10 protein-coding genes are annotated in these 16,790 nt (G+C 58.2%); 5 read left to right on the plus strand and 5 right to left on the minus strand.

Annotated elements, in window-relative coordinates; genetic code table 11:
* Positions 1 to 15: 15 nt before the first annotated feature.
* The 3 genes from SH661x_RS04555 to SH661x_RS04565 all read right to left on the minus strand — a co-directional run bounded on the left by SH661x_RS04555 (position 16) and on the right by SH661x_RS04565 (position 3,353).
* Positions 16 to 1,062: a hypothetical protein gene (locus SH661x_RS04555; protein ID WP_437228439.1), complete on the minus strand. Its 1,047-nt coding sequence runs from the start codon at positions 1,060 to 1,062 to the stop codon at positions 16 to 18.
* Between the two features lie 237 nt (positions 1,063 to 1,299).
* Complete coding sequence (locus SH661x_RS04560) at positions 1,300 to 2,235, minus strand: cell division protein FtsQ/DivIB (protein ID WP_437228441.1); 936 nt, start codon at positions 2,233 to 2,235, stop codon at positions 1,300 to 1,302.
* Positions 2,236 to 2,405: 170 nt separating this feature from the next.
* Positions 2,406 to 3,353, minus strand: coding sequence for a D-alanine--D-alanine ligase (locus SH661x_RS04565; protein WP_437228443.1), 948 nt, complete (start codon positions 3,351 to 3,353; stop codon positions 2,406 to 2,408).
* Positions 3,354 to 3,692: 339 nt separating this feature from the next.
* Between SH661x_RS04565 and SH661x_RS04570 the strand changes: the two genes are divergently transcribed.
* From SH661x_RS04570 to SH661x_RS04590, 5 genes are all read left to right on the plus strand, one after another.
* Positions 3,693 to 7,160: an outer membrane protein assembly factor BamB family protein gene (locus SH661x_RS04570; protein WP_437228446.1), complete on the plus strand. Its 3,468-nt coding sequence runs from the start codon at positions 3,693 to 3,695 to the stop codon at positions 7,158 to 7,160.
* Entirely contained in the window at positions 7,123 to 9,612 is a 2,490-nt protein-coding gene (locus tag SH661x_RS04575; RefSeq protein ID WP_437228448.1) for an ABC transporter substrate-binding protein, read from the plus strand. Before SH661x_RS04570 ends, SH661x_RS04575 begins: the two co-directional genes overlap by 38 nt.
* Positions 9,609 to 11,138 (plus strand): hypothetical protein, encoded by a 1,530-nt coding sequence (locus tag SH661x_RS04580; RefSeq protein WP_437228450.1) that lies wholly within the window; start codon positions 9,609 to 9,611, stop codon positions 11,136 to 11,138. The genes SH661x_RS04575 and SH661x_RS04580 overlap by 4 nt, the downstream gene beginning before the upstream one ends.
* A 118-nt stretch (positions 11,139 to 11,256) precedes the next feature.
* Positions 11,257 to 13,794: a DUF1559 domain-containing protein gene (locus SH661x_RS04585; RefSeq protein WP_437228451.1), complete on the plus strand. Its 2,538-nt coding sequence runs from the start codon at positions 11,257 to 11,259 to the stop codon at positions 13,792 to 13,794.
* A gap of 142 nt (positions 13,795 to 13,936) precedes the next feature.
* Positions 13,937 to 15,163 carry a M16 family metallopeptidase gene (locus SH661x_RS04590; protein WP_437228453.1) on the plus strand — a complete coding sequence of 409 codons (1,227 nt, stop codon included), beginning with the start codon at positions 13,937 to 13,939 and terminating at the stop codon, positions 15,161 to 15,163.
* Between the two features lie 27 nt (positions 15,164 to 15,190).
* Here SH661x_RS04590 and SH661x_RS04595 read toward each other — a convergent pair whose 3' ends face one another.
* Together SH661x_RS04595 and SH661x_RS04600 are read right to left on the minus strand one after the other, a co-directional pair.
* On the minus strand, positions 15,191 to 15,610 hold the full coding sequence (locus SH661x_RS04595) for a hypothetical protein (RefSeq protein ID WP_437228455.1): 420 nt from the start codon (positions 15,608 to 15,610) through the stop codon (positions 15,191 to 15,193).
* A 123-nt stretch (positions 15,611 to 15,733) separates the two neighbouring features.
* On the minus strand, positions 15,734 to 16,738 hold the full coding sequence (locus SH661x_RS04600; protein ID WP_437228457.1) for a DUF1559 family PulG-like putative transporter: 1,005 nt from the start codon (positions 16,736 to 16,738) through the stop codon (positions 15,734 to 15,736).
* Between the last annotated feature and the right edge of the window lie 52 nt (positions 16,739 to 16,790).

The following is a 16,790-nucleotide window of genomic DNA, read 5'->3' on the forward strand; positions in this document are numbered from 1 at the left end:
CGTGGATGATACTTTTCAGCGAGCAGGCTTCAGATCCGTCTGTTGAATGCGGATCAGCTTTCCGGGTTTCTGTTCGGATCCTTCTTCAGCTGTCCCGAACAATGTCACCAGCAGTGATCCCTCTGCATCGAAGGTCAGCGAAGTCGGCTTGTCGAGATCAAGGATCTTGCGGGCTGTGCATTTGTCATCGGCAATCGTCAACTCGTAGAGTCCCCCCTGGCTGGGGTTCACCCAGGAAAAATCCACGCCGAAGAGTCGCCCGTCCGGACTGTAGGCGATGCCAATGATGTCGTTGAGGCCGGTGGTGTAGCTGTGCTTGAGCTTCCCGGATTGAGAGTCGTAGATCGTGAGCAGACTGTCGCCGGGAGCGGAGATTTCACCCATCTGAGAAATCACCAGGTCACCCGCCTGATTGACTGTGATCCCGCAGGGGGCGTCCACATGGACGGCGGTCTTGGTCGCGATGAACGGCTCCAGGGTTCCAAACTGACCGTCCTGGATGAGCGATCGCACGACCCATCCCTTGGTGTCATCACCATTCGCAGTGGCATAGATCGCGTTCTTCGTGGCGACAACACCGTAAAAATTCCCTTCTCCTTTGGCAGAGGCTTCCCCAGCGGGGATCGGTCCCAGAGTCTGGGCTGCCCAGGGCTCGGATTGCGGCGTCGCCAGCGGTTTGTCACCGACAGCATAGATGCGGATCAGTTCTTCGCCGTCGATCCGGCTGCCGTCTCCCACCACCAGCTGACCTGAGCCGATCATTGCCAGGCCCAGCGGACCGATCTCGTACTTCGGACCTTTCCCATAAACGTCCGAGGGATAACGGGCCACTTCGAAGTTGCATCCCAGCTGTTTGTTCTCGGAATCACGGAAGACCCGCATCACACCCAGATGGGTGGCGACAAAGATGTCTCCGGTCTCAGGCTGAACGGCAACGCCGGATGGATTGTCGAAGTTTTCGGCGATCACTTTGACCGCCACAGGTTCTGCCCCCTGTGCGATCCACGGAAGAATCAGGCCGAATCCGGTTGCCAGTGTCCAGCTTTTGAAGCTCGAGGTCATGGTTCACTCTTGATTGTCAGATTCGCTGGGACAGTAGAAAGGACGAACACTTCGTGCGACGCGGTGACACGATTCTCCGGAACCCGATGGCGAACTGCAAGAGTCGCCGGACCGACAGGGACGGCATTCGCCTTTTAGAAATTGGGAGCAGTCGTGGGGCCAGAACAGGAAACTCGGTATTTCGCCGGCTCTGGACTCTCAGCTCGGAGTGTCGTCGTGGCAAGGAACTGTCACGTATTAGCGGTACATGAAGTCATCGAGTGGCTGCAGCGAGATGCCGTCGAAAAGCCGGATGTCGATGCGATGCAGGCCATTCACTCCGTCGAGGGAGCCGAAGCGGGACTGGTATTCCGCCAGTCGGGCCAGCTTGACTTCCGGAGTCGGTTCAAGTGTGTCCGAGCCGGGGGCTTTCCCCCAGACCACGCGGTTTCCTCCGGCCGTTTCGAGTTCAAAGGTCAACTGGTCTGCTGTATGTGGCGTTTCCCGGAGCACCGGTGCGACGATCGACTTCAGCTGAAATTTCTCCCAGTAAGGCTTCAGGTCCTGTTGGGGGGCGAGAACCGCAGCCAGCTTCGCAGCCGAACTGACCACGACATCTTCCCACGGATGTCCCGCTCCGGCCGTCGGGGTGGAGGTGATGTTGCGAACGTGCGGAAGTCGGGAAGTCGCTGCCATCGAGAAGTCGCGGGGCGGAAGCAACACGCCGTCGACATCCACAGGATAAAATCCCTGCGGAACTTCGATGAAGGCGGCTGGTGCCCGATATTCCAGGTCCACAACGAGTGCTGGTTCAGAAGTGATCCGCACCGAATTGACCCGCTTCACCCAGGGATGCCGGTCCCAGGCCTCTGCAACTTTCCGGCATAGCTCAGGATCGAGGAGTGAGACCGTTTCGGGCAAGTCCGCACCCGCCAGAACTTCGGAGAGAATCCCCTTGGGGACCCATTCATTGGGAGGAGTGATTCGGGTTTCTTCCATCCGGAACTGGTATTCCGGACGCCCCGTCAGGTCCGGCAGAACCCGATGCAGGACGCTGGCGAGTCCAATTGCTGCGATCACGAACAGAAAGGAGATGATCGTGCCGGGCCGCAGCCACCATCGTCGACGTCCCACCGGAGCGGGGGGCGATTCCTCCACTGGAGCCGGTTGTCGAGGTTTGGTGGACTTTGCCATGACGGAGGTTTCGGCAGTCTGCGTGAACTTTCAAAATCGAATCGTTGAGACCGGGCCGCCATCGGCCGAACGTGTCAACTCGTTCAGGTGACATCGACACGAGTTGTCCCCCGCAGCAGTCGGGAGTGGACCACCGGCATTCCTTACCGAAGCGGTATGATCGATGAATTCTATCGCAGGGCGGATCGGATGATTTCTTCGCAGAGCTGGGACATCGACCAGCCGTGGGCAAGTGCAGATTTCGGCACGAGGCTGTGATCAGTCATGCCGGGAACAGTATTGACCTCGAGCAACCACGCATCCCCCGCTGGATCGACCCGCAGGTCAACGCGACTCACACCGCAGCATCCCAGGCTTTGCGACGCCGAGAGTGAGAGCGATTGGACCGCACGGGCGATGGGATCATCGCAGTCGGTCACAACTTCGTACCGGGTGTTGTCGTCGAGGTACTTTGCTTCATAGTCAAAAAAGGTGTGTGCGGTTCCGATGCGAATCGCTGGGAGTGCCACATCATCCAGCACGGGAACGGTCCACTCCTGTCCGGGGATGGCCGTTTCAAGCAGAATGGTGTCGTCCAGCTCCATTGCCTTGGCGACAGCATCGTTCAGTTGCTCAGGGCTGGTCAGGATCGAAACTCCCAGACTCGATCCCTGAGCTTCCGGTTTCACGACAAGGGGATACCTCAGCTCGTCCGCCAGAGCGTTCATCGTGGAAAGTGGAGTGTCACGTTTCACGACGCGGTATTCGGGCGTTCGTAAACCCGCCTGCAGGAAGCGTTGCTTAGCGGCCAGTTTGTGAAAGGCGAGCCACGAGGCATCGGCGCCGCTGCTCGTGTAGGGGATCTTCAGCGAGTCGAAGACCTGCTGAATCTGTCCATCCTCACCATGCGTGCCGTGCAAGGCGATGAAGGCAACATCGGTTCCCGTCCAGTCAAATCGCGCCGGATCCTGATCGCGCGGATCGAGCAGCTCGACGCGGTGCCCGGCATCTCTGAGCGCAGCTGCCACTGCCGCTCCGGACTGAAGACTGATCTCACGCTCCGCGGAGTCTCCTCCCAGCAGAACGACAATCTGCCACGGGGGAGAATTCCGTAGTTGCTGACGAGTTGAAAGAGCCATATCCGCTTCCTTGCAATTCGGGCGATTCTAGCGGAATGGCGGCGCGGAAGGGGATGGCACTTATCGGCAAATGCCCGTCGACGTTGCCGGGATGCGACTCGTTGACACTCGGTGACAAGAGGCGTAGCATCCTGAAGTCTCCTGTCTGAATGGCGTTGCGCCGCTCAAATCGTCCTGTCTGAGGAATCGTGTCTTCCCGAGAGGGTCACTTGCGAACACAGAGGGTTCCCTGAAATGCGAGTGGAAAAGTCCAGGTTCGGAACGTTTCTCTCGTACGCCGCATCCACAATCTGAGTCTGACGTCGTTTCCCGCATTCCCTTCTCAGGTCTGATTCTCGCATGGCGTTTATCGAAATCCAGTATGCGAATGGCGACGCTGAGCGGCGGGAGTTGAAGAAGCAGACCCCGATCACCATCGGCCGTCATTCGTCGAATGACGTCGCAATTGACGAGCCGGATGTAGGGGTCATGCATTGCCGGATCAGCTGGGTCAGGGGGGGCTTCGAAGCAGTTGCCGCCTCGGCAGCACCACTGGATGTCAACGGCATCCCGCGTCAACGGGCGGAGTTGAAGCAGGGAGACTTGTTACGAATCGGAACGGTCGACATCCGTTTTACTTTCGAGAACCAAAGCAAACCGGCTCCCTCCCCTCCCCGAAAAAACGCAGCTCCCTCACCCGCTCCTCCACTTCCGGCTGTCGATCCCTTTGAACGGCACCTCCCTGAAGCCGAAGAGTCTCCCCGTGGCGAGGCAAAAGCGTCTCCACGAAAAGAGCGTGCTGCGGGAATTCAAGAAGTAGAAGTCGTCGAGTCATCCCCGGTGGAAGTCGCTCCAAAAAAGCCGGACGCCGCTCCTCGCAGCACGCGACTTGGAGCGTCAAACCGATCCCGGCAGACGCGGCCCGGCGAAGAGGACCTGCTCACCTCTCCATTGGTTCTGGGGCTCGGGATTGGAGCGGCCGTGCTGCTGCTGGTCGGAGCGATTTTCTATTTCATCTCTCTGCGCCAGACGACACAGCAGGAATTCACCGTCGCCCGGCAGGCGTATGATGAAGGGAACTATCGGGCGAGTATCGAATCGCTTCAGAAGTTCATCACACACCATCCGCGCCAACCGCTGACACTCGAAGCCCAGCGACTGCTCGGACTCTCGAAAATCCGACAACTCATCGAAGGGGCGACCCCGAAATATGCTGAAGGCTTGCAGCAGTTGCAGGCGTTCATCGAGGAACAGCGAGATGTGGATGGCTTCAACTCGCTGCATACGGATCTTGCGAAACTCGCGAGGACAATCTCTCTGGGAGCCGCGGAATCGGCAGGCAAGCGTTATGAACCGCAATTGCTGGAGATCTCCAACAAAGCCCGCACGCTCCTGACGACCTACTCCCCGAAGGAAGTTCCTCCCACGGAAAGTCTGGCACAGATCGCACAGGCGCAGCGGGCCTCACAGGGACTCATTCTGCGGGACGACGTTTATCGTGAACATCTCGAAGGGATGGATGCTGCACTGGCGGCCAATGCTCCTTTGCAGGCGCTGCAGCTGCGACGCAATCTGCTAGCCCGGTATCCGCAGTTCACCACGGATAAGAAAGTCGTGGAACGGATGCAGCGGATGCTGATTGATGAACGTGATGACGTCATTGCGGAACAAGTGTCCCAGCCCGCGTTGACAACCGATCACGACTGGCCCACGGATGTTCTCTCGCTGGGATTTCTGGGACGGACACGGACGGATGAAGTGGCTGCCGGACAGGCGTTGATTCTGGTCGCTCAGGATTGTTGCTACGGAATTGAAATGGTGACCGGACAGCCGCTGTGGCGACGCGTCATCGGATTTCATTCCCCGTTCTTTCCTATCAACGATCCGCTGCAACCGGCCGTCATTCTTTTCGACACCAACTTTCAGGAGATCGTACGACTCAATCGCAACACAGGCGAACTCCTCTGGCGGCAGCCCCTGCAGGATGACCTCAACGGCAAACCGATCGTCAGCGGCGAAACACTTTATGTGCCCACCCGGTCCGGCAAACTTCTGACACTGTCTGTTCAGAGCGGAGAGCTGACTGGATCCTTGAAGTTCTCACAGCCGGTCGGTTCGCTGATCGAACTGGGTGAGAGCGGGCGGCTGGTGGCGGCTGGTGAGAAAGAAGTGTTGTACACCGTCAACACGCGACCGCTGGCGTGTCAGGGAGTGTACGATCTGGGGCAGGGGGCCGGTTCGATTCAGGCCCCGTTACTGTCGGTTGCTGATTACCTCATCGCAGTTGAAAATGGTGTCAGCGGAGCGACGCTGCATTTACTCAAAGTGATTGGGCAGACGCAGGAATTGAGCCCCGTCACGACAGCGGCGGTGAACGGGCGAGTCCTCGATGCACCAGTGGTTCGGGGGCGAGATCTGTTTGTTCCCTCCACGGGAGAACGTATTACGGTCTTCTCACTCTCGGATGACGCCGGGCAGCCTCCGCTGACACGCGGACCGGTGTATGTCAGCGAAGGGAAACAGTCCGGGGCTGCTTATCTTCTCCCGGGGCCGGACCGGCAACTCTGGATGGCGACTGCTGCACTCAGCCGGCTGAGACTCACGACCGATTCGCTGCAACTCGAGGGTGAGCCGATCGGCATCGGGATCGCCACACAACCGCTGCAATTCCTGTCCGGATTCCTGTTTCACGCCCGTCGCCGACCGTTCAGCCACGCGGTCACGTTGACCCGGACTGACCGTGACGAAATGAAAAGCGACTGGCAGGTGGTCCTCGGCAGCCCCATCTCTGCCTGGATGTCAGCGAGTGGGGGAAATGAAACGCTCTGTGCCGTGAATGATTCCGGACAAACCTATCGAATCACGACACCACAAGTCTCGGGCAGAAAGTTCCTCCTCGAACCGACCGTGCGGCTGCCCGTTGCCCCCAGCTTGGGGGCACCGTTCAAGATTGCTGCGGTTGGCAATCACCGGATCGCTGTTGCCGCTGGCGGTACAGAACCTCGGCAATGGATCATCAACTCATCCGGTCAGATTGAATCGACCACACTTCTCCCGCAGCCGCCACAGGCGCCCCCTTGCGGACTGGGGGGAGCGATCCTGTTTCCGTTGGCGGATTCCATGTTCGTCGTTCCAAGTTCCGGCGAACCTCCCGTCCAGCCATTCACTTTCCCCAGCGGACAAAGCCAACGCTGGTTGAACGTGTTACCGGTCGCGGAGAATCTCGCGGTAGGGGTGACGGCCGAGGGTCAGTTGATTCAACTCCGCCTCCATCCAGACTCCCCGCCGTATCTCGGCGAAGTCTCGCGAGTGAATCTGGAGGCGAATGTTGAACTCCCGGCAACGACCGGTGATGGGCTGCTGGCAGTGGCCGATCACACGGGCACCGTGCATCTGTTCGACGCTGAACGGCTCGAATCACGCGGCAAACGCCAGTTCGCGAAGCCGCTGACTGGGCCGCCTCATATCGCCTCAGGCCTGGTGCTGATCGAAGACTCACAGCAACTGCACGCGCTGGAACCTTCTGCCGGCTTGATGACCCGATGGAGCCTTCAGCTGGAGAAAACTGGACTCGCTGGCGTCGGACAACTGAAAGGTCAGCTGGTCCTCGCATTGCGGAATGGAAGCGTTCTGTTCGTTAATCCGGCGGATGGTCAGGTGGTCAGAAACGTGAATGTTGCCAATGCATTGAACCTCGGGCCGCTCTTGCTCGGGGAGAAACTGTTTGTCGGAACCGCGGATGGTTCCATCATCCGAATCTCTGTCGGCGAGAGCTTGCCGGACAGGGAAATTGAACAGTCTGTTGGTTCTGGGAATGGATCGCTCTGAAGTGCCCCGGTTCCTGCATATCGCCGCGTTCATGATCACCTGCATCGCAGGACCGATCGCAGCGTGCGCTCAGGATCAACCGGCGAATCCCCCAGCGGAGTCACCTGCAGCGTCGCCCTCAGTTCCTGATCAGCTTCCCAAGCTGAAGGAGATGAAGACTCCGACCGCGGAAGAATTGTTGACGCAGAAGCCGCATGACTGGATCGTTCTGAACAACGACGATGTTCTGGTGGTCGAGCCCCTTTCACCCCGCCCTCGGACGCTTGAACAGCGTCAGCAGCAAATCAGCGAGACTCTGGAAGCACGCGGAAAGGTGCTGGGAGAAAAGCGAGAACAGCTCGACCGGGAGCTGGAAACACTCAACAGTTTTGTGGTGATTCTGGGGCAGGGGGAGACCCGCCTGGAGTTCAAGCTCCCAGTCAGGCTCGTTAAGCAGATCATTCATCACGAAGATCTCTGCATGAAGCGCGTGGAAGCGCTGCTGAACGAGAAGCAGCTCGATCAGGCCTTCGAACTACTTTCGCGAGTCGAACGCGATCAGCCCGACTGGGACGGTGCCAGACAGGCCGGTTTGAAACTGCTCCTGATGAACGCACAGCAGCAGCTCGAAGAAAACCAGCCGGAAGCTGCTCTTGTCCTGCTGAATGAACTTCTTGTCCGGGATCGCGGAAATCCCGCGGTCTCGGGACTGATGGGAGATGCCACCCGGCAACTTGTGGAAGGGGCGCTCAAGGAGGGGCAGCTCGCCAGAGCTCAATATTTCCTGGATTCTCTTCGACGCCGATTCTCCGATCACCCAGTCTACCGCGAGTATGCTGAGACGCTCTCGCGTCAGGCCTCCTCACAGATGGAACAGGCGACGCAGGCAAGTCAAAACGGCGACCTGCGAGCCTCGCTGTTACTGGCGGAGCAGGCTGTTTCGACCTGGCCCCCGACAGCTGAACTGAAGGGGCCGTATGGCAAGCTCGCGCGCCGCTATCAGCGCCTGCATGTCGGTGTGACGGACCTCCCCGGTGAATGCGTGGCGTATCCGCTTCCATCTCCCGCAGACTTGCGAAAGCAACAACTGACTCAGCTGTCCCTGTTCGAAGTCAGCCGTGTACGGGATGGGACCGCATACTACCGCACCCGCTTCTTCGATGAATGGGAACCTCGAGATCTGGGGCGGGAACTGCATTTTCAATTACGCCGGTTCCGCCAGCCATCAGAGATGCAGGGGCTGGTCACCGCTCAGGAGATTGTTGCACCGATTCTGCAGCGACTTGATCCCGCGAACCCCGTGTATGACGAGCGTCTCGCCGCCTTCATTGAATCTGCGGACATCAAATCGCCGACCGAGTTCACGCTGATCTGGAAACGGGTCCCTCCACGCGTCGAGCCCTTGCTGGCAGACCTGAGTCTCATTGTCCCGGACCCGACAACTTCCTCCCCTCTCTTGCTGGCTGATCCCGGTGGTTTCCGGCTGGTGAATCAGACAGACCGACTTTGCGAATATGTGCGAGTCATTCCGGAACCGACCGGGCTGAGCAAGTATCACGTCGCGGAAGTGGTGGAACATCGATACGACTCCGCTGCGAAGGTCGTCAGCGGATTGCGGCAGGGAGAGGTCTCCATGGCGAGCGGCCTTCCGGATATCGAAGTGCGCACGCTGCAGGAGGATGCGGAATTCAATCGCAGCTTCTTTATTCAGCCGGGACTGATTCCGGTCACGCATGTGCTCCAGTTTAATCCGGCCAGCGCCCCGATGCGGGTGAGCGAACTTCGAAAAGGTCTGGCATATGCCGTGAACGGCGAGCAGATCCTGAAAGAGATCGTCCTGCGGGATCCCCGCGCCAGACACGGTCGACTGGTGACGACGCCGTTTTCATCGAAGAATCCCGCCCGCAATCCGACGGTGGTTCCCCGCCGGTTCGATCTTTCCAACGCGTTCGCGCTGACGGTGGCGGCCCGGCAGAAGCTGAAGGGTTCGATCCCTCCGTTAACGATGGTAGTCGCTCCCGGTGAAGTTGCAACGCAGGCTGCGCAGGAGATCGCCCGGACGTGGCGCCGCCTCGGTCTGGAAATTCAGGTTGTACTCGCGAATGAACCGGCACCTCCGGCATGGGATATCCTGTATCGCACGCTGGAGATGACCGAACCCGTTCTGGAAATGTGGCCGTTTCTCGCCTTCTCAGAGCATGCCACCATTGACAGCCTGAAGGCTTACCCGGACTGGATCAAGCAGGAACTAGTGCAGGTCGACCGGACCGGTGATCAGACTCGCGCGGTCGATGCCCTGCAGCTCCTGCACAAGCATCTTTATGACGACGGCGCTTTCGTTCCGCTCTGGGAAGTCGACCAGTTCTTCATCCTCCGCAAGAACATTCAAGGGTTCCCGGAGCGATTCATTCGATGCTATGACGACATTGACCGGTGGTCTCTCGAGCCCTGGTATCGGGAGACCCTTCAATGAGGCTCTTACAGCAGCAGACTGTCCTTCGAACTGCACTCGGTGTGATCATTGCTCTCGGGCTGTCAGTTCAACTGTTCCGGGAAATCGCTGCCGTTGCGCACGCAGACGAGCTGGTCAGTACACCTGCGATTCAGCCGGCTCCTTCCGCCACGCCGGCCCACATCCCATGGGGACAGCGTCCGTATGAGGTGCGGATCGGTATCTCGTTTCCGCATTCCTGCACGCTTCCTTTGGAAGCGTGGTGCCGTCAGCTCGAACAGCGTCTGAAGTCGCACTTTGGAGGAATGTGGAATCTGACGGTCGAAATCGAACCGGGCGTCATGTCAGTGTCATCTCTCGAAAAGCTCACGTCTGCCCAGGCGGATGCACAATGGCTCACCGGGCGATTCGATAAGGTCTTGCGGATTGTGGTTGCGGAAGAGGGAAGTGACATCGTCATCGCTGGCCGGGAATGGGATCGCAGTTCGCAGTCGATCGGCAATCTGCAGCAAGTGTCCCTTTCCGATCGTCGCGATCTCCCTGCCGATCTGGCTGCCCTGGTGGTCAGTCTCTTTCGTCCCCTCATCGAGATTCACACCACGCAGGGGGGCAACATTGAAAGTACGATCCGGGCAGGCGAATTCACCACGGCGAATCCCGATTCAGCACCGATCACTGCGGGGATGTTCCTCACTCCCTATGTGCGACATCTCGACAAACGTGATCAGGTCCGCAGCGTCCAGCCTGTGGCTTGGACCTATCTGGAAGTGGAATCGGTCGACCGGGCCCGCGCGGTGCTGAAATCGTATTCCCCATTTCGAAATCCGTTGCCGGCTTCGCGTCGACGCGTCGAAGTGCTCGCCATGAGAGTTGAACCGCAATGGCCCTCCACGGAGATTCTGATTTACCCGCGTGGGAATCGGGACAATACGCTGGTGGGGGCAAGATGCCTGGTCACGCCACAGGTTCCCCCCGCTGATCAGACCGACGTCGCTCCGCAGGAGCTGATGACAGACCGCAGGGGCATCGTCACAATCCCTGCCAGCCCGCGCGGTGAACTGAAGTCGTTACACGTTTACAGCGGCACTGCGTTACTGGCCCGGGTTCCCATTCTGCCGGGCGTCGTCCCCCGCCTGGAGCTGGAGACTCCCGATGACCGTGTTCGTCTGAGCGTTGAAGGGGAAGTTCAACTACTCGAAGGGGAGCTGGTTGACATCATGGCGACCCGCGAAGTGCTGATCCTCCGGGCCAAAGCTGCGATCGAAAACAACAACTGGGAGGCGGTCGACAGCTTCCTGGCTGATTTACGCAAGCTGCCGACTCAGGAACAGTTTTTCACCCGGATCGAAAAGATCCGTCTGCAGGCGGTCCAGTCCGCCCGTCGCTCGAAAGACAAGGTGGCGGAAGCAAGGATTGAACGTCTTTGCAGCTCCGTGCGGGAGTCCGCTACAAAGTACCTCGACCCGGAACGCATCCGGGAGTTCATTCAGGAAACGCAGACCGAGCGGGATCGCCCAGCGACGCCTGAGGTCAAACCGGCGGAGTGACTGAAGCATCGGAGTCCCTTTCGCTAACGAGAGGATTCGCCTTCACGACTCACTGCCAGGCAGAAGTTCTGCTAAGATTCTCACGGTCGGATTTCCTACCTTCAGTCAGGGGCGAATTATGGTGGCGAACAGGCTGCGGTTGTATTTGTGTGTCGGTGTGGCGATTGGTCTGACGACCTTCGCAGGCTGGAGCTATGCCCAGAAGAAAGCGACCATCAAGACGCCGGCCGAACTGTTGCCAGCGGATGCCGTCTTTTATCTCCGCGTGGACGGCAATGCCGGGCACGAAGAAGCCTATCAGCAGACCGCTGCCTATGAGGCCATCGTGGAGAGTGGACTCGCTGAAGTCTACGACAAGCTGCTGGAATCGCTGAGTGAGAATGAAGAGTCCGCTGGACTCGCGGGTGTGATCGAGCATCTCGTCGAACACGGTTTCTCTCTCGCCATTTCCGTCGATGCTCCGAAGGATCGCCCGGCGCAGGTGTGGGGAACGATTGTTGTTCCGTTCGCAGCTGAGGGGATCGATCTGCTTGAAACGTTGATCACCCGGATGTCCGACGAGAAAATTGAAGTCCGGCAGACAAAGGTGAAGGGCCGCGCGGTCCGTTACGTCGATCTGCAGACTCCACTGGCGGAACTCGGCTGGTGGAAGCAGGGGGAAAGTCTCGTCCTCGCGGTGGGAATGGACGCCATCTCCAGGTCGCTGGCCGTTGCCGATGAAGAGCGTCCGAACATCACCTCGCATCGGCTTTGGGGGCAGTATTCGAAAGTGGACGATGATTTCGACGTCATGCAGACCAGCTGGGTCGATTTCGAGTCGCTGCGAAAGTCTTTCGCTGACAAAAAGGTGCCGCTTCCGGAACAGCCCGACAAGGATCCACCCACAATCGGACAGATCCTCGAAATTCTGGGACTGCACACGCTCGATCACGCGGCATTGCTCTCGGGATATCTGGGAGACAGCTTGTGGACCGAAATGAATATCAGTGCCCCGGGTGAAAGAACCGGACTGCTCGCGCTGATGGATCAGGAAACGTTCACCATCGAAGACCTGCCGGCCATTCCACTGCAGAATGCGGGGGTGATCGCATTCAGTTTCGACTTCGGAAAAGCCGTCGATTCCTTACTGCAGATTGCGAGATCTTTCGCTGAACTCGCCCCGAACGGCGATGCTGGAAAGATCGACGAAGGTCTGGCCGAATTCGAAGAAGAATTTGGGTTCTCGCTGCCGGATCTGATGAATTCGTTCGGCGGGATTCATTGTCTGTATGCCGACACAGCGCAAAGCCTTTTCGGTCTGGGGACCGTAACGCTCACGCAGGTTGCGGATCAGGACAAGCTGATCAGTTGCATGCAAAAGCTGCTCAGCAAGCTGGAGGACGAAGCCAACAGTCAACGTCCTGGACAGATCGTGATCAGAAAATTCGATGAGGAAGACCGTACCGACTTCCGCATGGAATTTCCTCAAGCCCCTTTCATCACTCCGACGTTTTCCATCGGCGAAAACTGGATGATCTTCGGCCTGCTGCCGCAGTCGGTGGATGCACAGTTGATGAGGATGAATGGGCGGCTCGACAGCTGGTCGATCGCTGATGATCTCGCGGGATCGCTTGAGATTCTCCCGCAGGAGATGACTTCCCTGCAGATCGTCGATCCTGCCAGTACCTACCGCATTCTGGTCGGACTGGCTCCGACATTGCTGAGTGCTGTCGAAATGGGAATGAGGAATTCCAGGACAGTTCACCCAGCCTGGCGGATGCCCGTTGATGCTGCATCCATCCCCCCCGCGGAGCTCGTCGTGCAGCCGCTGTTTATCAATGTGGGGGTGGCGACAAATACCGAGAACGGATGGCAGGCCTTCTCCCGGCAGTCACTTCCGGGGATCCCGTTTGTTGGCGGTGCGGTCGGACCGGGGATGGGAGTCAGCACGACTGCCGTCCTCACAGCTCTGCTGCTCCCTGCCGTTCAGAATGCACGGGAAGCGGCCCGCATCAGCCAGTCGAAAAACAACATGAAGCAGATCGGATTGGCAATTCATAACTACCATGATGTCCACGTCCAGCTGCCTGAAGGGACCATTCCGAACGCCAGTCTGCAGACACCGGAAGAACAACTGAGCTGGATGGTGTCACTGCTGCCGTATGTCGATCAGGCAAGACTCTACAATAAGATCGACCGGCAGGAAGGTTGGCAGGCAGAAGAGAATCAAGATGCATTGGAGAACCATGTTCCCATCTTCCTGAATCCCAATCAGACCAACCAGGGAGAAGGTCCATTCGGGAAGACCAACTATGTCGGGATTGCCGGGCTGGGAGAAGATGGACCGAATCTGCCTGTGACTGACGCGAAAGCAGGGGTCTTCGGTTACGACCGCCCCACCCGTTTTCGTGACATCCGGGATGGCACTTCGAACACCATGATGGTCAGCGAATCGACGGAAGTGACTCCCTGGGGACAAGGGGGACCGAGCACCATCCGCCCCTTCACGAAGAAACCCTATCTGAACGGACCGGACGGCATCGGTTCTCCTACGAAGAAAGGAACGAATATCCTTTTGGTAGACGGAGCTGTCCGCACCATCAGCCAGGACGTCGACCCCAGCGTGATCGAAGCACTGTCGACGATCAACGGCGGCGAAATCGTTCCGGAATTCTGATCACCACAACATGGCAACCTGAATATCAAGGCGAGCGGAACAACGTCAGTCTCCCGATCATACTGTGTGTGTATCCGGGGATCGACCACTTCCGCTCGCTGCATCCACTCTGAATCTTCAAGTTTTGGACTCTCGACTCTTCATGCAATTTCATCACACGACACTGGAAAACGGACTCGATATCGTCGCGGAAACCAAGCCGCAGGCACACAGTGCAGCGATCGGCTTCTTCGTCAAAACCGGGGCACGGGATGAGCAACCTGAAGTGGCGGGAGTCAGCCATTTCCTCGAACATATGGCGTTCAAAGGGGACGAGCGATTTTCGGCAGAAGATGTCAACCGCATCTTCGACGAAGTGGGCGCCAGCTATAACGCCAGCACCAGTGAAGAGGTCACTGTCTACTACGCATCGATCCTTCCGGAATATCTGGAGAGGACGTTTGAGCTGCTGACCAGCATGATGCGTCCCAGCCTGCGGGAAGATGACTTCAACACCGAAAAGAAAGTGATCCTCGAAGAGATTGGCATGTACGATGACATGCCAGCGTTCAATGTCTACGAAATGACCATGGGGCAGCACTTCTCCGGACACCCGCTGGGGCAGAGTGTGCTGGGGTCACCCGCGAGCATCACCGCCCTCTCCGCGAAGCAGATGCAGGCATATCATCAGAACCGGTACGGAGCAGGGAATCTCGTCCTGGCAGCTGCGGGGAATCTCGACTGGGATTTTCTGGTCGCACTGGCCCGCAAGTATTGTGGCAGCTGGCAGACAGGAACCCCCGGACGCGTGTCCGAAGAGGCCAGACCGGCACCGTCCGAACTCTGGAAACATCGCGAGCAGATGCACCAGCAGCATGTGATGCAGATGGCGCCCGCGCCGTCCGCTCAGAGTGATCTTCGGCTTGCGGCCGAAATTGTCGGCACAATTGTCGGGGAAGATGGAGCAGGGCGGCTGTACTGGGAACTTGTCGAGACCGGATTGGCGGAGAGTGCCGACCTGGGGTTCAACGAGTTCGACGGCAGCGGCGCCTGGGTCACTTACTTGTGTTGCCAGCCGGAAGAGACGCTTCCCAATCTGCAGCGGATCGCTGCTATCTGTGAAGAATTCAATCGAAACGGCCCCACGAGTGACGAACTCGAACAGGCTCGCAATAAAGTCGCTTCACGTCTGGTGCTCGCCAGTGAACGTCCGATGGGGCGGCTGGCGAGCCTGGGAAACAACTGGCTTGCCCGTCAGGAATATCGCAGCGTGAGCGACGATCTTGAAGCAGTCAAAGCCCTCACCCTGGAAGATATCCGCATGCTGCTGGACAAGTACCCGTTGGGACACACCACCACAGTCGGGCTGGGACCGATGCAGGGGAGATGACATCCTGATGTGAAAGCGGAGTCGGGTTCATTCCTCCAATTTGACATCGAATGCATTCGTCCCATTTTCAACGGTGACCGTCAGTCCGCTGGTCTCCCCGTCCCGGTACTTCTTCGGAATATCTTTTCGATCAGCTGCGGGAGCGGGATTCATGTTGTCGATGGAGGGCGCAGCCTGCCCGGAGGGGACGAGCCACACCGAGTAGGTTCCGACCCGCAGGCCCCCTTCTCCGGTTTTGACTTCGTAGGTTCCGTCTGCTTTCAGCGGAGCAGAGGCGAGCTGCCCGAGCTTCCGGTCTTCGAATGTCACATTCGCGTCTGTCACCGGCGCGCCCTTGAAGGTGACTGTTCCACGGAGTTTTCCGACGACGGGACGTGGCTCGCCGGATCCGCAACCGACAAAGAATCCCATCGAGACCAGCAGGAGCAATGTGCATCCAGTTTTCATATCGATTGTTCCAGACAACTTTTCACTGAGGACCTGATTTCCGTCACAAAAGCGGCCGGAAACGGAGTTCGAAATCACGTCTCCGTACCGCTGTTCTCTTGCCATCACACGCTGGAGGCGGGGTTAGTACTCTCCGATGACATTCCCATCCGACTTGGCTGCGAGGTTCTTGACGAGCTGCAGGTCGGTCGAAGCGGAAAGGAAACGTGTGTGGCCATCCGCCAGCAGGACGAATGCTCCCCCGGTATGTGCTGAGATGATCGGGTTATTGGCCCCGGCAAAGTTCAGCCCAAGGGTCCCGTCAGCTGTTACGCTCGCGAGCGGTCGGTAGTTGATGGCGTATCGAACCGCCGACAGGTTGAAGGCTGCTCCTTGAGCGCCGGTGGCAGGCCAGTAGGTATTGTCGATGCCGGGGTAGTTCGGGCGCTGAGCTCCCAGCCATGCCCCGTATTTCGCGCCGCTTCTCAACACATCCTGTCCATCAGCAGAGAACTCGGACTGCTCACCGATAATCATGGTGTTTGAAGTGCCGTCCGTGATGTCCCGGAAATTGACTCGGCTTCCCGGATGCAGAATTCCCGAGCTGGAGTAAATCCCGAAACCGTTGGACGAGGTCAGCAGATCAGCATTCCCCATGATTCCCACATAGGCAGCGAGCGCGACGCCAGAGGGCGTTTGCAGGACTTCCCCACCGATATATCGACGAGGCAAAGGCGAGGAAGGACAGGACATATAGGGCGGGAAGACTCCATTCAAGGCAGCACTGTTTGACGGGTCGGTGCCAATAAGACCATAACCGTGATTGTAGGTCAGCTTGTTAAAAACAGGCGCCTGATCAATCAGTGGCAGCAGACCGATCCAGAACGAAAATCCGTAACGGTCAGACTGGCTCGGATCAAACTGGCCACAGGCAGCTCCGGGAGGAAACACCCGATGCAGATCGTGGTAGTTGTGGAGCGCCAGTCCTATCTGCTTGAGGTTATTGTTGCACTGGGATCGTCTAGCCGCCTCTCGGGCCTGTTGCACCGCTGGAAGCAGCAGGGCGATCAGCACTGCAATAATGGCAATGACCACCAGCAGTTCGATTAATGTGAATCCGGAACGTCTGCGAAAATGACCTAATGACATCTGAGCACCTTTAAACTTTCTTCGAGAAATTTCACCTTTGGCAGGTGATTGT

This window comes from Planctomicrobium stercoris (genome assembly GCF_051465655.1).
GTDB lineage: Bacteria > Planctomycetota > Planctomycetia > Planctomycetales > Planctomycetaceae > Planctomicrobium.

Excerpts from the sequence above, each read along its gene's own strand:
- SH661x_RS04555 (WP_437228439.1), bottom strand. The coding sequence starts at position 1,062 with ATGACCTCGAGCTTCAAAAGCTGGACACTGGCAACCGGATTCGGCCTG.
- SH661x_RS04560 (WP_437228441.1), bottom strand. The coding sequence starts at position 2,235 with ATGGCAAAGTCCACCAAACCTCGACAACCGGCTCCAGTGGAGGAATCG.
- SH661x_RS04565 (WP_437228443.1), bottom strand. The coding sequence starts at position 3,353 with ATGGCTCTTTCAACTCGTCAGCAACTACGGAATTCTCCCCCGTGGCAG.
- SH661x_RS04570 (WP_437228446.1), top strand. The coding sequence starts at position 3,693 with ATGGCGTTTATCGAAATCCAGTATGCGAATGGCGACGCTGAGCGGCGG.
- SH661x_RS04580 (WP_437228450.1), top strand. The coding sequence starts at position 9,609 with ATGAGGCTCTTACAGCAGCAGACTGTCCTTCGAACTGCACTCGGTGTG.
- SH661x_RS04585 (WP_437228451.1), top strand. The coding sequence starts at position 11,257 with ATGGTGGCGAACAGGCTGCGGTTGTATTTGTGTGTCGGTGTGGCGATT.
- SH661x_RS04590 (WP_437228453.1), top strand. The coding sequence starts at position 13,937 with ATGCAATTTCATCACACGACACTGGAAAACGGACTCGATATCGTCGCG.
- SH661x_RS04595 (WP_437228455.1), bottom strand. The coding sequence starts at position 15,610 with ATGAAAACTGGATGCACATTGCTCCTGCTGGTCTCGATGGGATTCTTT.
- SH661x_RS04600 (WP_437228457.1), bottom strand. The coding sequence starts at position 16,738 with ATGTCATTAGGTCATTTTCGCAGACGTTCCGGATTCACATTAATCGAA.